This is a genomic window from Bacillus sp. SJS (genome assembly GCF_000732485.2).
GTDB lineage: Bacteria > Bacillota > Bacilli > Bacillales > Bacillaceae > Metabacillus_B > Metabacillus_B sediminis.
In genome coordinates this window covers 1-17,090 of record NZ_JAQV02000002.1, presented here as the reverse complement: position 1 = coordinate 17,090, position 17,090 = coordinate 1, and the positions used below count along the sequence as shown (strand labels likewise).

The 17,090-nt window shown below is 43.8% G+C and carries 14 protein-coding genes and 1 riboswitch; of the genes, 13 read left to right on the top strand and 1 reads right to left on the bottom strand.

Going from position 1 to position 17,090, the window contains the following annotated elements:
* The first annotated feature begins 111 nt into the window (after positions 1–111).
* From AS29_RS00395 to AS29_RS00365, 6 genes are all read left to right on the top strand, one after another.
* On the top strand, positions 112–1,254 hold the full coding sequence (locus AS29_RS00395; RefSeq protein ID WP_035408753.1) for a THUMP domain-containing class I SAM-dependent RNA methyltransferase: 1,143 nt from the start codon (positions 112–114) through the stop codon (positions 1,252–1,254).
* 57 nt (positions 1,255–1,311) lie between these two features.
* The gene (locus AS29_RS00390; RefSeq protein WP_035408755.1) at positions 1,312–1,506 is read left to right on the top strand and encodes a hypothetical protein; all 195 of its coding nucleotides are present in this window, start codon (positions 1,312–1,314) and stop codon (positions 1,504–1,506) included.
* 473 nt (positions 1,507–1,979) lie between these two features.
* Positions 1,980–3,917 carry an ATP-dependent DNA helicase gene (locus tag AS29_RS00385; protein WP_035408757.1) on the top strand — a complete coding sequence of 646 codons (1,938 nt, stop codon included), beginning with the start codon at positions 1,980–1,982 and terminating at the stop codon, positions 3,915–3,917.
* 288 nt (positions 3,918–4,205) lie between these two features.
* Complete coding sequence (locus AS29_RS00380) at positions 4,206–5,708, top strand: carboxypeptidase M32 (protein WP_035408759.1); 1,503 nt, start codon at positions 4,206–4,208, stop codon at positions 5,706–5,708.
* Positions 5,709–6,070: 362 nt separating this feature from the next.
* A riboswitch (purine riboswitch) is annotated at positions 6,071–6,172 on the top strand.
* A 107-nt stretch (positions 6,173–6,279) separates the two neighbouring features.
* Positions 6,280–6,864, top strand: coding sequence for a xanthine phosphoribosyltransferase (locus AS29_RS00370; RefSeq protein WP_035408762.1), 585 nt, complete (start codon positions 6,280–6,282; stop codon positions 6,862–6,864).
* Entirely contained in the window at positions 6,861–8,168 is a 1,308-nt protein-coding gene (locus AS29_RS00365; protein WP_035408764.1) for a nucleobase:cation symporter-2 family protein, read from the top strand. Before AS29_RS00370 ends, AS29_RS00365 begins: the two co-directional genes overlap by 4 nt.
* A gap of 62 nt (positions 8,169–8,230) precedes the next feature.
* Here AS29_RS00365 and AS29_RS00360 read toward each other — a convergent pair whose 3' ends face one another.
* Positions 8,231–8,644 (bottom strand): chemotaxis protein CheX, encoded by a 414-nt coding sequence (locus tag AS29_RS00360; RefSeq protein WP_051860713.1) that lies wholly within the window; start codon positions 8,642–8,644, stop codon positions 8,231–8,233.
* A 150-nt stretch (positions 8,645–8,794) separates the two neighbouring features.
* On the opposite strand from AS29_RS00360, the gene AS29_RS00355 reads away from it, so the two are divergent.
* From AS29_RS00355 to AS29_RS00325, 7 genes are all read left to right on the top strand, one after another.
* Positions 8,795–9,340 (top strand): GNAT family N-acetyltransferase, encoded by a 546-nt coding sequence (locus tag AS29_RS00355; RefSeq protein WP_035408767.1) that lies wholly within the window; start codon positions 8,795–8,797, stop codon positions 9,338–9,340.
* A 319-nt stretch (positions 9,341–9,659) separates the two neighbouring features.
* Positions 9,660–10,760: a type III polyketide synthase gene (locus AS29_RS00350; RefSeq protein WP_035408768.1), complete on the top strand. Its 1,101-nt coding sequence runs from the start codon at positions 9,660–9,662 to the stop codon at positions 10,758–10,760.
* On the top strand, positions 10,757–11,305 hold the full coding sequence (locus AS29_RS00345) for an isoprenylcysteine carboxyl methyltransferase family protein (RefSeq protein WP_035408772.1): 549 nt from the start codon (positions 10,757–10,759) through the stop codon (positions 11,303–11,305). The genes AS29_RS00350 and AS29_RS00345 overlap by 4 nt, the downstream gene beginning before the upstream one ends.
* Before the next feature lie 284 nt (positions 11,306–11,589).
* On the top strand, positions 11,590–15,165 hold the full coding sequence (locus tag AS29_RS00340; protein WP_035408775.1) for a dynamin family protein: 3,576 nt from the start codon (positions 11,590–11,592) through the stop codon (positions 15,163–15,165).
* Between the two features lie 180 nt (positions 15,166–15,345).
* A complete protein-coding gene (locus AS29_RS00330; protein ID WP_035408780.1) occupies positions 15,346–15,612 on the top strand; it encodes a DUF2533 family protein in 267 nt (88 codons plus the stop codon).
* Between the two features lie 58 nt (positions 15,613–15,670).
* Positions 15,671–15,808, top strand: a complete 138-nt coding sequence (locus AS29_RS21510) for a hypothetical protein (protein WP_197491556.1) — start codon at positions 15,671–15,673, stop codon at positions 15,806–15,808.
* Between the two features lie 118 nt (positions 15,809–15,926).
* A complete protein-coding gene (locus AS29_RS00325) occupies positions 15,927–16,820 on the top strand; it encodes a 5'-3' exonuclease (protein WP_035408782.1) in 894 nt (297 codons plus the stop codon).
* Positions 16,821–17,090 lie beyond the last annotated feature (270 nt).

Genomic DNA, 17,090 nt, shown 5'->3' with positions numbered 1-17,090 from the left:
TATATGATGAATGCATGGCTCTCCTTGTGACAGGAGAGCTTTTTCGTTACAATATGTACGGGCGCACGTCGATTCGGCGCCGCCATTTCAAAGGAATGGGGAGCTGCAATAATGAAGGATGTTACTCTGATCGCCACCTCCGCTATGGGGCTTGAAGCGCTTGTAGCCAAAGAGGTAGGGGATCTTGGATATAAACACGAAACGGAAAATGGGAAAGTTATTTTTAAGGGTGACGCCAAAGCAATCGCGCGTTCCAATCTTTGGCTTCGCACGGCGGACCGGATTAAAATAAAGGTTGGAGAATTTAAAGCTGAAACGTTTGATGATCTTTTTGAACAAACAAAAGCCTTAAACTGGGGCGATTACATACCGGAGAACGCCGAATTTCCGGTTATCGGGAAATCGGTCAAGTCCAAGCTGTTTTCTGTACCCGATTGCCAAAGCATTGTTAAAAAAGCAGTCGTTGAAAAGCTAAAGAAGCATTATAAAAAACAATCCGGCTGGTTTGACGAAAACGGTCCGCTTTACCGTATTGAAGTCGCCCTGCATAAGGATATCTGCACACTTACAATTGATGCATCAGGTACAGGACTGCATAAAAGAGGTTTCCGGATCGGGCAGGGAGAAGCACCGTTAAAAGAAACGCTGGCAGCTGCTCTTGTGATGCTGACGAATTGGAATCCTGATAAACCCTTTGCGGATCCTTTCTGCGGTTCCGGAACGATTCCGATGGAGGCAGCTTTAATTGGTCAAAACATCGCACCGGGCTTCAATCGCGAGTTCGCGTCAGAGCAGTGGGACTGGATTGGAAAAGACGTATGGAGAGAAGCTAGAATGGAAGCTGAGGATCTGGCAAATTATGATCAGAAGCTTGAAATTTTCGGCAGTGATATTGATCACAGGATGATCGGAATTGCGAAAGAAAATGCGGAAGAAGCCGGTCTGGCTGATTTAATTCAATTTAAACAGATGCAGGTTAGGGACTTTACCTCTCCTTTGGAGTACGGAGTGGTTGTCGGTAATCCTCCGTATGGCGAGCGTTTAGGTGATAAAAAGGAAGTAGAGCACATGTACAGGCAGATGGGACAGGCATTCAACGGAATTGACACCTGGTCTGTTTATATGCTTACGTCCCATCCTGACTTCGAAAAGTTTTATGGGAAAAAGGCAACAAAAAAACGAAAGCTGTTTAATGGTTTTCTTCGAACGGATTATTATCAATTTTGGGGTCCTAGACCTCCAAGAAACGTATAAAGTGTCTGTGCCCGGCATAAACTGCAAGTATCTGTGCAAAAAGGAGTGAAGCCGTTTATGCTGGGCAATGAAGAATTTCAGCGGATCACGAATGCGCTGAACCGTTCGTTTGAACACTTGTCAGACCAGTCAGCTGACAGTGCAGCAGTCCAATCCATTGGGACAGCAAGGGAAGATTTGCTTCACGCAATCTCCCACGCTTCTTCACTGGAGAGGAAACTAATCATTCATACTTTGTATGATAAGAATTGAGCTCGCTGAGAGGCTTGATTAAATCATCCGCACCCAAGAGGAACCAAGCTTAAGGTTCCTCTTTTTGACTGTTAAGGGGATGATTCGATGTGGATTAGGATTAGCGGGTGGTGCCAGTGCCGTTCTGCTTCAACGCACCGGGGGACAGAGGCATTATGCGTCCAGCCCTTATGTATCAAGGCTTTGAAGCGAGGGTGCCTGAGCTTTAGTACAGTAAAATTTGAGGGGACAGGCGCCTGCCTGTGGCACCGCTCCATATGAGACATACAGCGGGATTTGATGGAGTAAAAAAGCGGACTTGAAAGGCTGACGGAATCATATGGGTCCGTATTCAGGCGTTTGGGAAATGAAAAATGGACTCAATGTGAATTAGTATTCCAGGGTGTATCTCCGTCTAGCTCATCAGTTGCAGGGCAGAGAGCTGCATGGTACAATTAGAGTTCTGAATTCATAAAGAGGAACGGTGTATATACATGACAACTGCCCGATTGCCATTTCCTATATCTAAAGATGAAACGTTCTATGAAGGATTATCCAATTGGATTGGTGACGTTTTTTATGACATATTGCCCGAAAAGGGTTTTGATTTACGGGATGAACAGATTTTTATGGCTTTTCAGCTTGAAAGAGCCTTCAAAGAAAAGAAAACGATTTTTGCTGAAGCCGGTGTCGGAACTGGAAAAACACTAGTCTATTTGCTTTTTACTATTGCCTATGCGAGATATACCGGTAAGCCTGCCGTTATTGCTTGTGCAGATGAAACGCTGATTGAGCAGCTTGTTAAAGAAGAAGGCGATATCCGTAAAATCGCCAAGCATTTGGATTTGACTGTAGATGCCAGATTAAGTAAATCGCAGGATCAATATTTGTGTGCGAAAAAGCTGAAAGACACGGTAGAAAAAGAAGACAACGAAAAATTCGATCAAATACACGAAGAATTGCCGGACTTTGTACATCAGCCAAGCGGCTTGCAGCGCTACACTCCATATGGCGACCGGAAGCAGTATCCGGATGTATCGGATAATGAGTGGAAACGTATTTCCTGGGATCCCTTCCAGGACTGCCAGACCTGTGAGCTGCGGCAGCGCTGCGGTTTGACGCTTTCTAGAGACCATTACCGCAAAGCGGCAGATCTGATTATCTGCTCCCATGATTTCTACATGGAGCATGTGTGGACGGCTGAATCAAGAAAGCGGGAAGGGCATTTGCCGTTTCTTCCTGAGCACAGCAGTGTCGTATTTGATGAAGGGCATCTGCTGGAATTTGCAGCACAAAAAGCGCTGACGTACAGGGTAAGAAAAAGCACGCTTGAAGCAAGCCTGGAACGCCTCCTGCAAAACGAAATCAGAGAAGAATTTGCGAACCTAGTAGAAGATGCACTCATGATCAATGATGAATTTTTCAGTTTGCTGGATGATTCTTCTGTGAAAGCAAACGATTCGGAACGCTATGAAATTATAAGCAGTGCTAAATTAAAGCAAACAGGCATGCAGCTGCAGTCTGCTCTCGAGCAAATTGGCGAAGCCCTTGTATTTGAAGGTGAACTCTATACAATTGACCCATTCGAGCTGAAGATTGCAGAAGAAACGCTTGAACAGATGGAATACTCTTTTCAGTTATTCAATAAAGGAAACCACGCCGTTTCATGGACCGAAAGCCAGGGCGCAGACCTTTGCCTCGTCATTATGCCGAGGACCGTTGAAGAAGTGCTGAAGGAGAAAGTATTCAGCAGCAATAAGCCGGTCATTTTCTCATCTGCAACTCTGTCAAGCGGAAAATCATTCGACTATATGGCAAGCAGTCTTGGAATATCTGACTACCTTTCCTTCACTGTGGATTCTCCTTTTGACTATGATGAACAAATGGAGCTTTACATCTATAATCAGGAAACCGCTGAAGCAAAGCTGGACAAAGTCAAAAAATCGTTAATAAAGAGTCAAGGGAAATCATTGATTCTTTTCCCTTCGTTAAAAGAATTGAATTGGTTCAGGGATCGTTTAGATCCTGGTCAGTTCAGCTTCCCGATCTACTTTGAAGGCGATAACGAAATAAGCGAAACGGTATCAAAGTTTCAAAGAGATGCAAGCTCTGTACTATGCACGGTAAACCTGTGGGAAGGTCTTGATGTACCAGGCGAATCGCTATCAAATCTCATCATCTGGTCATTGCCATTCCCTCCAGCTGATCCGGTATTTGAGTCGAAACGAAACCACTCGAAAGATGCATTCACCCAAGTGGACTTGCCATATATGATTTTAAGGCTCCGGCAAGGTCTTGGACGGTTAATACGTTCAGGATCCGATTCAGGCTCAGCTTGCATATTCATTGATGAAGGACAATCAGCTGAAACACTTAAAGCCATACATGAAGTCCTGCCGGTTACACCTAAGATGGATAGGGAGATTGGCTGACAGGGACGCAGCATGAGTCTAATAACACGATAGGAAAAAATCCAAGCGCGCTCGCAGTATGAGTGATCTTGGATTTTTTTTATTTTGCTCATAACGGCTTTTAACAAGGCGCAAAGTTGCGGGATCAGCCAGAAGCTCTTAAAAACGGAGATTGCTGCCTCCTGTAAAAAAGGTTAAAAATAAGCCGAACCAATCTCTTCTGCCTGAGGAATAGATTGACATCCTTTTCTTTTTTCGATTAATCTAAAAGTGGGAATTTTCCAGCAAGAATAAGAGGGGGATACATAGATGAACGAGAATGCAATAGAAATTCGTTTTTACGATCTGCTGCAAAAAATAGAAAGCTATAATGAGGCATTGAATGTCATGTTTTGGGATCTGCGCACCGGAGCACCGAAAAAAGCTGTCGATCAGCGATCAAAAACCATTGGCGTCCTTTCATCTGAAGTCTTCCGTTTGAAAACTTCAAATGAAATGAAAGAATTGCTTGATCAGCTTAGTATTCAAGAAGAGCTGTCAGTGAAAACCTCGGCAGCCGTAGAAGAATCGATGAAGGAATATAAAAAGTATGAAAAGATTCCTGAAAAAGAATACGCCGAGTATGTGATGCTTCAGACAAAGGCGGAGTCTGTCTGGGAGACTGCGAAGGAAACGTCGGATTTTTCATTGTTTGCTCCATACCTCGAGAAGTTAATTGAAGCAAACAAGAAATTTTTAACGTATTGGGGCTATGAAGGAACTCCTTATAATACTTTGCTTGATTTTTATGAGCCTGGCATGACGACGGACATTCTGGATCGTGTTTTTAATAGCTTAAGAGAACAAATTGTTCCTCTTGTTAAAAGGATTGCAGGTTCAAACAAACAGCCGGATACATCATTTATTTATCAAACCTTTCCAGTAGAAGGCCAGAGAAAAGCGAGCGAGTTTTTCCTAAAAGAACTAGGCTATGATTTTTCAGCAGGCCGTTTGGATGAAACAGTTCATCCGTTCCAGATTTCCCTGAACCGCAGTGACGTAAGGGTTACAACGAAATATGATGTGAATGACTTCCGCACCGCTATTTTCGGTACCATCCATGAATGCGGGCACGCCCTTTATGAACAAAATATTTCTGCCGATCTGGAAGGCACGCTGCTTTGCAGCGGAACATCCTATGGCATCCATGAATCACAGTCGCTGTTTTATGAAAATTTCGTAGGACGGAGCTTTGGTTTTTGGAAAAGGCACTATGAGACACTTAGAGAATTCTCACCAGAGCAGCTGAACAGCGTTTCTTTAGAGGACTTTTACTTTGCTATAAATGAGTCAAAGCCTTCTTTAATCCGAATAGAGGCGGATGAACTGACGTATCCGCTTCATATTATGATCCGATATGAAATTGAGAAGGAACTATTTAACGGAAATCTGGCAGTAGCGGATCTGCCGCGCGTTTGGAATGAAAAGTATGAGGAATATTTAGGGGTGACCCCTCCTAATGATGCAAAAGGAGTGCTGCAGGATGTCCATTGGTCAGGGGGCAGCTTCGGCTATTTCCCTTCCTATGCACTTGGCCTCCTGTATGCAGCGCAAATCCGCGAATCCATGCTAAAAGACCTGCCGGACCTTGAAGAACGGATAGAAAAAGGAGAACTTTCCGGTATTCTTGCCTGGTTGTCTGAACGCATCCATCAATACGGAAAAACGAAAAAACCGCTGCAGCTTCTGATGGAGGTGACAGGGGAAGAACTCAACCCTACCTACCTGATTGACTTTTTGGAGGAAAAATACACGAAACTATATTCACTTTAAACAGCAGGGCTATCCGAAAAGACCTGCAGTGAGGAACGGTATTAAAAGCACACCCCCCGGGAAGCTGTTTGAGCATTCCGGGGAGGTGTGTTTTTATATAGGTGCTTTGAATAATTATTGGAGTGGAAGATTTGCAGCTTTTGCAAAACGCTCACCGCCTGCCCGGCTGGCTGCAATCAGCCTTTTAAAACCCTTTCTAGAGGACCGTTCACACCGCAAATGGGCAACGCGGGTGTGACATCTCATCCTTCCTGCTTTCCCGCAGGGTTCCACAAAAAAGTTTTTAGAAAAAGCGAACAATTTTAATACTCCATACTTTTTTGTTCGTAAATCTTTTCATGTTCGACAATTAATGCTATAATCCATAGTAATTCAATTGCACTCATATAATCGCAGGGATATGGCCTGCAAGTTTCTACCGGATTACCGTAAATGATCCGACTATGAGTAAGCGAACGTGCGGATCAACCTGAATGCTATTCAGGTTTCTATAGGCATTGCTTACTTCATAGTAGGCGATGTCTTTTTTTTTGTATACATCGCCTCAAACGAATAGAGAGGGGTTACACACATGCAGTTACTAAAACAAAAAATAAAAGATGAGGGCACAGTTTTGAATGAGCAGGTGCTGAAAGTAGATTCCTTTTTAAATCATCAGATCGATCCTGTCCTAATGCAGGAAATTGGAAAAGAATTTGCAGACCGGTTTAAAAAGGAAGGAATTACGAAAATCCTGACACTGGAGTCCTCAGGAATCGCCCCGTCTGTCATGACAGGATTGTTTTTGGGTGTACCAGTTGTTTTTGCTAGAAAAAGAAAATCGCTCACATTAACAGAAAACCTGCTAACGGCAAGTGTATACTCTTTTACAAAACAAGAGGAAAATCCGATTGCGGTCTCAGGCAATCACCTGAAGGCTGGTGATACTGTCCTGATTATTGATGATTTTCTTGCGAATGGACAGGCCGCAAAGGGGCTAATGGAAATCACGGCACAATCGGGTGCAAAGCTTGCCGGAATTGGAATTGTGATAGAAAAAGCGTTCCAGGATGGCGGAGCAGAATTAAGGAATCTGGGAGTGAAAGTGGAATCCCTCGCAAGAATTTCTTCTCTTGCAAATAGGGAAGTGACATTTGCAGAGGAAGTGACGATATGAAATTAACGGCAGGTAAAACGGCATCCCTGGCGATGCAGCATGTTTTAGCCATGTATGCGGGTGCCATGATTGTACCTCTGATTGTAGGGAGCTCACTCGGCCTAAGCGGCCAGCAATTGACGTATCTCGTTTCTATCGATATTTTCATGTGCGGGGTGGCGACACTCCTCCAGGTTCTTTCGAATCGCTTCTTTGGAATTGGACTTCCAATCGTCCTTGGCTGTACATTTACAGCTGTAGGTCCGATGATTGCCATAGGTACTGATTACGGAATTTCCGCAGTTTATGGAGCTATATTGGCATCAGGATTGTTTATTTTAATCTTCGCAGGTGCTTTCAGCAAGATTGCCCAGTTTTTTCCGCCGGTTGTTACGGGTTCAGTTGTAACGATTATTGGAATTACTCTGATTCCTGTAGCGATGGGAAATATGGCTGGTGGAGAAGGCAGCAAAGATTTTGGTGCTGGTTCAAATCTTGCACTTGCATTTGGCGTACTGCTGCTCATCATTTTGCTGTTCCGTTTTACAAAAGGATTCATTCGCTCCGTCTCGATCTTGATTGGACTAGCCGCGGGTACCATTGCGGGTTCGTTTATGGGAATGGTCAATTTCCAGGCAGTACATGAAGCATCCTGGATATCTGGGCTGCAGCCGTTTTATTTTGGAGCACCATCCTTTGAATGGGCCCCGATTGTCACGATGATTTTGGTGGCGATTGTAAGCATGATTGAATCAACGGGTGTTTATATCGCAGTAGCGGATATATGTGAAAGAGAAATCGATGAGAAGGATTTAGCAAAAGGATACCGTGCCGAAGGAATTGCTTACCTTCTTGGCGGCTTATTTAATGCCTTTCCTTATACGGCTTATTCACAAAATGTAGGACTGATTCAGCTTTCAGGAGTGAAAAAAAGAAAAGTTATTATGACGGCTGGCATCATGCTTGCCCTGCTGGGACTTGTTCCTAAAATTGCAGCCTTTACAACGATTATTCCATCACCTGTACTCGGCGGAGCGATGGTTGCGATGTTTGGGATGGTCATAGCATACGGGATTAAAATGCTATCGAGAGTAGACTTTTCTTCACAGGAAAATTTGCTGATTATCGCCTGCTCTGTTGGCATTGGTATGGGAGTAACCGCCGTTCCGGATATGTTCTCGCAGCTTCCTGAAGCTTTCAAAATACTTACAAGCAACGGGATTGTTGTAGGCAGTGCTGCTGCAATTCTCCTTAACCTGCTGCTTAATGTCCGCCCTGTGAAAAGCAAAGAGCAAGAATTTGAAGCACGGGTGCTGAATAATTAAATCATGTCATGAAAAAAGATCCCAGCTGTTTAAGCGGGATCTTTTTTGTATGCCAGTCATGTTCAAAGGCTGCTTTCAGAAAAAGAAACTTTTAGGGGTCCTTCCTGTTTGTGGCTATATGGATTGAACCCCAATGTATCTTCCAGCAGCCTAGGCGGAGTGATATCCAGTTTCATTCCTTTTGAAGAAAGATTGGTGGCCATTTGTCCAGCTACCATATTCGCAAATTCTCCAATAAAAGATGACAGCATTTCACCTTCGAGTGCCATACCGTAAAGCTTCAGTCCGAAATCTTTGAAAACATCTTCATTGCCCTCAATAAGCAGGCTGCCCTTCACTTCACCGATGATGCCGACCTGAACAGCGGCGGTTGAGAGACGGCTGTTTTCCAGTTCGTAATGAAAAGTACCGGGGACCATTGTTTTTATTGATTCAAACGTACTAGTTATAATGAGGTTATAAGTATATTCTGTCATAAAAATAGTTCCTCCGGCTTATATTTTCGAATTCATCATACCACAGAATACGCTCGGAAGAATACGGTTTTTGAAAGTATTTGTCGAACGATGTATAATAAATCATTTACTCGATGGCAAACATAAAAAAGGGTAAGGAGCTGATGAACCATGCTAAAGGAAGAAAAAACTAATAAATTTACAGCGAAGGACGGCCGGACCGTAATCATCCGTCCAGTTGTCCTTGAGGATGCCGCACAAATCATCAAGGCAGCGGAGAGTGTTGTCCGGTCTGGTGTTTACATACAAAAGGAACAGGTTAGAACGCTTGAGGAGGAACGGGAATTCATTAAAGAAATTAAGGAAAAAGATCATATGTATGCTGCTGTTGAATTAGAGGGTGAAGTCATCGGCATTGCAAGAGTCCTCAGAGGTGAACTAAAAATGAAGAGACATACCGGTCTTTTCCGTACATGGCTGACAAGCTCAGCGCAAGGGTTAGGCATCGGAAAGGAAGCGATGAACTACACGCTGGAATGGTGCCAAGCTCATCAGCTTCATAAGCTTTGTCTTACAGTGTTTAAGAGTAACGAGGTGGCAGTGAAGCTATATGAGAAAACAGGCTTTGTTATAGAGGGCGTTCAAAAGGATCAGGTCTACTTAAATGGAAAATACGATGATGAAATCCATATGGCTTATTTTTTTGAAAAATACTGAAAATATTTAAAACGGGGATTTTAAGAATCGGGTTAAACCTGATTCTTTTTTTTGAATGAGTATGACAGGTATTGGAAATAGTATCCTTAATTACTTAGAACTTTTTACGAACAAACGGCTGACTTTTCATAGCAGAAACTCGTGAGCCTCCTCGCGCTTGGCGGCAGCGGGATCTCACCTGTCCCGCTGTTCTAAAGCTAGGAGTCTCACGCCTTCCGCTCCAATCAACAAGTGATAAAAATCAGCGCCAGGCTTTAACAGAGCCTAAGAAAATAAACCAATGGTCAACAAAGAGATTACTTAAAAGGGTGTGCAAACTATGGGATACATACTTTCCTGCGGTATATCCATACCGCCATATCATGTAGATCAGGAAACCGGCGCTCAATTTGCGGAAAAAATGTTTGAAGGATCTTTTAAAGATCTTCCAAGGCTTTTGAAGGCGTTCCAAAATGGAGAAATAGAATCACGTCAATTTGTAGAGCCTTTGGACTGGTATACAAGTGACCATGATTTTGAGGATAAAAACAGCCGCTACATCAAGCACTCTGTTGAACATGGTGTTCATGCGGTTGAAAAAGCGCTCACCAGCAGGGAATTCTTGCATAAGCCTCTGGACTATTCGGAGATAGATGCTATCTTCTTCATCTCAACAACCGGTCTTTCCACCCCAAGTATCGACGCAAGAATCATAAATAAGCTCCCATTTAAAGAAAATATCAAGAGAATTCCAATATGGGGACTTGGCTGTGCAGGAGGCGCTTCCGGCTTATCCCGGGCTCTGGACTATTGCAATGCCTATCCCGAGGCTGCCGTTCTCGTTTTAGCTGTTGAATTGTGCAGCCTGACCTTTCAGCGGGGAGACTTAACGAAAAGCAATCTAATCGGTACCTCCCTTTTTGCAGACGGAATTGCGTGCATGCTAGTTGCGGGAAACAGATCGCATGCAGTCAACAACTCGAAGCTTCGTTTTATTCCGAAATTGGAGGCGTCCCGTTCAGTTTTCATGAGAAACTCAGAGGAGGTCATGGGGTGGGATGTTCAAAATGATGGACTCCATGTCATTTTTTCACGTGATATTCCATCGATTATTCAAGGGTGGCTTGGACCAAATGTCCGGACGTTTTTACAGGAAGAGCAAACTGAACCGGAGCAAATTGGAATGTTTTTGGCTCACCCTGGAGGAAAAAAGGTGCTCGATGCGTATTTAAAGACATTGAATCTTGATGAAGACGCGATTTCCCATAGCCGGGACATCCTAAAAATGCACGGAAATATGTCCTCCGCTACCGTTTTTTACGTGATTGAAAAAGCAATGAAGGATACGTACCGGGAAAAACCGCAGCTCTCCCTATCAGGCGCTTTAGGTCCTGGCTTTTGCGCAGAGCTTTTGCTGATTAGCTGGGAGGAAACGTCATGACGGTTCTTATCATTCTTTTTGTAATTGTTTTGCAGCGGATCTCTGAACTGATCATAGCGAGATCAAATGAAAAGAAGCTTAAAAGCCAGGGAGGAATCGAATACGGTCAGGAACATTATCCCTACATGGTTTGCATGCATGCTGCCTTTTTGCTTTCGCTCATCGCAGAAGTGCTGCTCCTTCACAGAACGATATCCCCGATATGGATGGTTTTCGTTCCGGTCATCTTTTTTTCTCAGGCAATCCGCTACTGGGCGATTGCTTCCCTTGGTATCAGGTGGAACACAAAAATTATTTTAATGCCAGAGGAACAGGTGGTCATAACAGGCCCTTATCAATATTTCAGGCATCCGAATTATGTAGCGGTAACAGCTGAAATCCTCTTTTTCCCGCTTCTTTTTGAAGCCTATGGGACAGCGATTCTGTTTACCATATTAAATGTGATGATGCTCTCCGTTCGAATTCCGGCCGAAGAAAGAGCATTAAAAGCGCATACAAATTATCAATCCGCTTTTCGCCTCATGGACCAGTCAGAAACTGAATAGCTATTGAATTCTCTTACCATTCATGATATCGTGAAAGTAGATGAAAACAGTTCTCAATTAGATGGCGGAGGTAATTCGTATGCTTTTTACAATGATTGCTGCAACTATTATTCTTTATGTGACCTTAGCTAAAGTGATTATGAAAAAAGTAGATGCCGGTTAAACGTGAACTGCCTTAAGGGCAGTTTTTTTGTGCTGCGAAAGCTTTTTTAGAAAAATAGATGCCGATCCGTTAATTTTTCAGTAAAATAGAAGGAAAAGAACGTTCAAAAGGGGTATTTTCAATGGCTGTATCTCAGCAGGATTCTGCAATAAAACCGCTCATTGCCATTCAAACCGAAATGAGCCATTCAAATGATTTCACATCGGCTTCAAAGCTCGATGACCTGATTGAAAAATCAATCAGCAGAGAAAAACAAATTGCTTTTACAGGGCATTTTTCTGCAGGTAAATCAACACTGCTCAATACACTGCTTGAAGAGGAGATTTTGCCGGCAAGTCCGATTCCGACAAGTGCGAACCTCGTTTATATCAGGCGCGGAAAAAAAAGAATTATGCTTGAAACACATGCAGGTGAGCAGATTGAAGCAAATCCCGATATGGAGCTCGAAGAACTGCAGCAGTATGCTAAAGAAGGAGATCAAATTGCCAAAATACATATTTGGAAGCCTTCTCAGCTTTTGCCTGAAGCGGTTGCGCTAATTGATACACCGGGTGTAGATTCCAATGATGCATCCCATATGGAATCAACGGTTTCCGCCCTTCATGCGGCTGATTATATTTTTTATGTAACAGACTACAACCATGTTCAGTCGGAAGGTACGCTTGAATTTTTAAAGCGGCTGATTGAAGACGGGCAGGAAGCGGCTTTGATCGTGAATCAAATTGATAAGCACCAGGAAGAAGAGCTTCCTTTTACGCAATTTAAAGTCCGAATCGAAGAGAGCTTCCAGGAAATCGGACTAATGAGCAGCAGAATTTTTTACACCACGATGAAAGATCTCAATCATCCGGATAATGAGCTTGAGCAAGTGAAAAAAACAGTTGAAAAGCAGCTTAGCGACAGGGATAAGCGGAGTGAATCGGCTCAAGGAAAGCTGGTTATTCAAGCCCATATCCGCTTTCTTGAAAATCAGGAGGGCGTTAGGGCTGAAGAAAAAGCGGCTGCAGAGGCCCGATGGAAGCAGCTTTCGGAAGAGCACCAGGCAATTCAATTGCAGATGGAGATGAAAAAGCAATCGATAACGGCCGGATGGACGAACGCAAAGGCCGAAATAGCGAAGGTTCTCGCTAATGCCAATATCACTCCTTTTGAAATGAGGGAGCAGGCAAAACAGTACGTGGAAGCAAAGAAACCAGGCTTTAAGGCAGGGATGTTTTTTGCGAGGAAAAAGACCGGCGAAGAAATCGAAAAGAGAACAGGGGATTTTTCAGCAGCTTTAAAGGACCTTGTTTCTTCGCAAATTGACTGGCACTTGAAAGATATTTTATTAAAAACGGTCAGAGCGCTGGATTTACAGGACAGCGGCATAGACGAAGAGGTTTCCTCGTTTGCTACAGCAGACTTAATGGATATAGCAAACAGCTCCCTGCAGCCTGGTGCTGATGCCACACCTGAATATGTGATGAACTATACAAAAATATTGGCTGAAAATGTGAAGAATGCTTCTAAAAAGCAAGCTCAAACGATTTTAGACAGCATAATGGAAAAAGCTATGCGCATTTCTGCAGACAATGAGCAATTGCAAAGGCAGCAGCGCCTGAAGGACGAAATGGATGATACAGATGAAAAGCTATTAAAAATCATTAAGATTATCGAGCAAAGAGACTATCTTCTCAAAATTCTGCGTCATGAACTGCCTGCAGAAGCGGATCAGAACGAATGGCAGCTTCAGAAAAAATCACGCACAGCAGGAAGTCAAATACCTGTTAAAGAAAAGAGGAAAAAGCAGGTACTGATTGACGGGAATTCCGGTAATGAATACTCTTCTGAAACGGCTTCGGTAAATACCGAACGTGTCATTAAACATGCCGAAGAAATGGCGGCAGCTGCCGGCCGGGTAAAAGGGCTTGAGGGAAGGCAGCAGTTAATTAGTGAGAAATCCAGCCGACTTAAAGACCGGACCTTTACCATCGCGCTGTTTGGAGCTTTTAGTGCAGGCAAGTCTTCAGCGGCAAATGCTCTTCTGGGAGGAAAAGTGCTGCCATCCTCACCAAATCCAACGACTGCAGCCATAAACAGAATTGTTCCTGTTACAAACGAGCATTTACATGGAAGCGTTGCGGTAAGGAGGAAATCTGTTGGGCAGCTAGTGTCTGAAATAAAAGAAATGATTCCAGACTTCTCCGCTGCAGGCAATCAGTATTCAGGACTTCTGGAAGCGATCACGCGTGCATTGTCTGACAGCAGACTTGACGATTCCAAAAGGGCCGTATTGACCATATACAGTGAAGGCCTCATAAGAAATGAATGGGGAGAAGAAGCTGTTCATTGGACAGATGTGGATCATTTTTCTCCCTTTGTATCTGAGGAAAGCCTCGCCATTTTAACAGAAGAAGCGGTTATTTACTATGATTGCCCGCTGACGAGGAGAGGAATCACACTCGTGGATACCCCGGGAGCTGATTCCTTGAACAAACGGCATACGAATGTTGCATTTCAATTTATTAAACAATGCGATGCTCTGCTGTATGTGACCTATTACAATCATCCATTTTCTAAAGGAGACAGAGAATTTATCCAGCAGCTTGGAAGGGTAAAAGACTCCTTCTCGCTTGATAAAATGTTCTTCCTGATCAATGCCATTGACCTGGCTAAAAGCAATCAGGAGGTTGACCTTGTCAAAGACTATATTGAATCACAATTTTTAGAAGAAGGGGTCCGCCGTCCCAGGATGTACGGAATTTCCAGCTTGCATGAATTAGCAGGGACACCGATGGACGTGCAATCGGACTATGCTCACTTTAAGAAGGATTTATTTCATTTTGTTGAGACAGATCTGGTTCAAACGGCGGTTTCATCATTGAAGGGCGAAATGAACGGAATGCTCCGACAGCTATCCTCTTATATCGAAGAATCAGAAAAGAGCGGGGATGAAAAAGCAGCGGCGCTAAACGAGAAAAAACAGGAACTGTCAGAAGCCATGCACTATTTGGATAACGAAAGCCGCGAGAACTATATCAAGAAGGTCAATCAGGAAATTAAGGAGCAATGTTACTATTTAGTTCAGCGAATGGGCCTTCAATTTTCTCAAATGTTCCGGGAGCACTTCCACCCTGGTATTTTCAACCAGGATGGAAGCGCAAAAGCCATTTTACATGTGCAAATGGATGAGCTGATTCAAGCGGCTGATTACAGACTTGTACAGGAACTGCAGGCAATCACGCTAAGATGCGAAAATACGGTAAAACAGCAGATGACGAATATGGCCGAAAAGCTCTCAGCGGGCCTTTCGTCCATCATGAAGCTGGATGGACTCACTGCGCCTGAGTTTCAGCCGATCGAAACGCCGCCGGTATCAGGGGTCCTGACGCAATCCGCTTCCGCCTATCAGCGCGAGCTCAGCATGTTTTCGAATACGAAGGCTTTCTTCGAAAAAAATGAGCGCACAAAAATGAGTGAAGCAGTATGGGAAACACTTCACAAAGAAATGTCATTGCGATTACCTGAACGGGAACAGGAATTTGCTGATTTTTATCGTTCCAGTCTGATGGAAATGGCCCAAGTGCTTACAGAAAAGCTGCGAATGGACGCTGAAAATTACTTCAGCGGTTTACAGGAGCTTTATCTGGACGGAAGCTCGGCTGAACAGCTGAAGAAGGCATATAAAGAATGCACCGAGCTTTATGAGGCAATATGAGCAGGTATCACTGCTGCGCATCCTGTAAACATTTTCTTGCAGAGAAAGCGGTGGATGGCAAGGGAATGAAGTACTTTTGTAAAAGGCTCGGATTTGAAACAAAACCAGACTATACATTTCATTGCTGGGATCCAAAGAATGAAGTGATCAAGCTAATGGAAAAAAGAGGAGAATCAGCTGATGGAAGAAGTTCATAAAGCAATAAGCAGGCACTCGCAGGGACAGCATGAGGAAGTTCGGACATTTATCCAGCTAGATGCATCAAGAGAACAAAAAATAGAAGAAGCAATCACTAAATGCGAAAACAAACAGCCTTTTTCAGTATCTAAAATTAATGAAATAACAATCAAAATGAACACGATGGCAAAGAAAGTGAATCTTCCTCTCCGCCAATCGGTAACACCGGAAATGGTAAGGGAGTTCGTGGAAAAGAAGAATAACGGGTAAGTTTCATCCTCTTTTTGCACATGATAAAGCTTGATCACCCATGAAAGGCGGTCCGGCAATGGGCAAAACGAAGCCAGCTAATTCAAATGCAATGGCAAATAACAACGCCAAAAAGAAAAACGGTTTTGAACACGAATTTGCATCTTATGCAGAAGCAGAAGCGGCAAAACTGGATAGCTCCAAAAAAAGAGACTGAATCCTAACGGGTTCAGTCTTTTCTGTGTAGCGTTCCTCTAAAGATTCCTTCACTTACCGTTTCGCAGCATGGCTTAGATATGGTAGGATAATGTTATGTAAATAAAGGAGAGAATACGATGGAACGAAAAACAGACCTATTACTTGTAGATGGAATGGCACTATTGTTTCGGGCATTTTTTGCCACATCTGTTCATGGCAATTTTATGATAAACAGCAAAGGCACTCCAACAAATGCTGTCAGCGGCTTTTTAAAGCATCTCCTGATGAGCATCGATGCGTTCAAACCTGAGCAAGTCATATGCTGCTGGGATATGGGCAGCAAAACCTTCAGAACAGAATCCTTCCAAAACTATAAAGCAAACCGCAGCGAAGCGCCGATTGAACTTCTTCCGCAATTTGAAATGGCGAAAGAAGCCGCCGCATCACTTGGAATTCCGAATATCGGCGTACCGGGTTACGAAGCGGATGACTGCATCGGGACCATTGCGTGCCAATTTAAATCCTCCATGAATATCACAATTCTCACTGGAGACCGCGATCTCCTGCAGCTTCTTGATGATAATGTGGAGGTCGTCCTCCTTCAAAAAGGCATGGGACAATATTTAATTTACAGCTCCGAGCTGTTTCAGGAGGAAAAAGGCATTCACCCGTCCAAGCTAATCGATGTAAAAGGGCTGATGGGAGACTCAAGCGACAATTACCCAGGTGTAAGAGGAATCGGCGAAAAAACAGCCTACAAGCTCATCCAGGAGCACACTTCCATTGAAGGTATTCTCGAAAGCCTCCACATGCTGACACCATCGCAAAGAAAGAAAATTGAAGAAGACATAGAAATGCTCCACCTTTCCAGAAGTCTCGCTGAAATCCATTGCGAGGTTCCGCTGGAGCTTGCAATCGAAGAAGCCGTTCTGAACATCGATCTTGCGATGGCCCAGCAATGGCTGCTGCATGCTGAAATCAGAGGTATTGATAGTCTCATCAAAAGAGCGGCTGAAATGAAAGCTGTCTAATCGGAAGTTACATAAAGCCTGCCGGCAAAATCGGCAGGCTTTATGTTTGTTCGAAGAATGCGGGAAACTCCATAAACTGTGCTTTGATGAGGAAACCTGATGCCGGGACGAAAAAAGGGCCGTTGCCAGGCAAGAATGTCAGGCATTACAGGGAAAGAGGGAGGTTGCCAGGCAAGAATGCCAGGCATTGCAAGGAAAGGGGGAGGTTGCCAGGCAAGAATGCCAGGCATTGCAGGGAAAAGGACTGATGCCAGGCAAGAATGCCAGGCA

Bases quoted from the DNA above. Each gene is read 5' to 3' on its own strand.
- AS29_RS00350 (WP_035408768.1), top strand. From the start codon at position 9,660: ATGGGATACATACTTTCCTGCGGTATATCCATACCGCCATATCATGTA.
- AS29_RS00380 (WP_035408759.1), top strand. From the start codon at position 4,206: ATGAACGAGAATGCAATAGAAATTCGTTTTTACGATCTGCTGCAAAAA.
- AS29_RS00385 (WP_035408757.1), top strand. From the start codon at position 1,980: ATGACAACTGCCCGATTGCCATTTCCTATATCTAAAGATGAAACGTTC.
- AS29_RS00340 (WP_035408775.1), top strand. From the start codon at position 11,590: ATGGCTGTATCTCAGCAGGATTCTGCAATAAAACCGCTCATTGCCATT.
- AS29_RS00325 (WP_035408782.1), top strand. From the start codon at position 15,927: ATGGAACGAAAAACAGACCTATTACTTGTAGATGGAATGGCACTATTG.
- AS29_RS00360 (WP_051860713.1), bottom strand. From the start codon at position 8,644: ATGACAGAATATACTTATAACCTCATTATAACTAGTACGTTTGAATCA.
- AS29_RS00345 (WP_035408772.1), top strand. From the start codon at position 10,757: ATGACGGTTCTTATCATTCTTTTTGTAATTGTTTTGCAGCGGATCTCT.
- AS29_RS00370 (WP_035408762.1), top strand. From the start codon at position 6,280: ATGCAGTTACTAAAACAAAAAATAAAAGATGAGGGCACAGTTTTGAAT.
- AS29_RS00365 (WP_035408764.1), top strand. From the start codon at position 6,861: ATGAAATTAACGGCAGGTAAAACGGCATCCCTGGCGATGCAGCATGTT.
- AS29_RS21510 (WP_197491556.1), top strand. From the start codon at position 15,671: ATGGGCAAAACGAAGCCAGCTAATTCAAATGCAATGGCAAATAACAAC.
- AS29_RS00390 (WP_035408755.1), top strand. From the start codon at position 1,312: ATGCTGGGCAATGAAGAATTTCAGCGGATCACGAATGCGCTGAACCGT.
- AS29_RS00330 (WP_035408780.1), top strand. From the start codon at position 15,346: ATGGAAGAAGTTCATAAAGCAATAAGCAGGCACTCGCAGGGACAGCAT.
- AS29_RS00395 (WP_035408753.1), top strand. From the start codon at position 112: ATGAAGGATGTTACTCTGATCGCCACCTCCGCTATGGGGCTTGAAGCG.
- AS29_RS00355 (WP_035408767.1), top strand. From the start codon at position 8,795: ATGCTAAAGGAAGAAAAAACTAATAAATTTACAGCGAAGGACGGCCGG.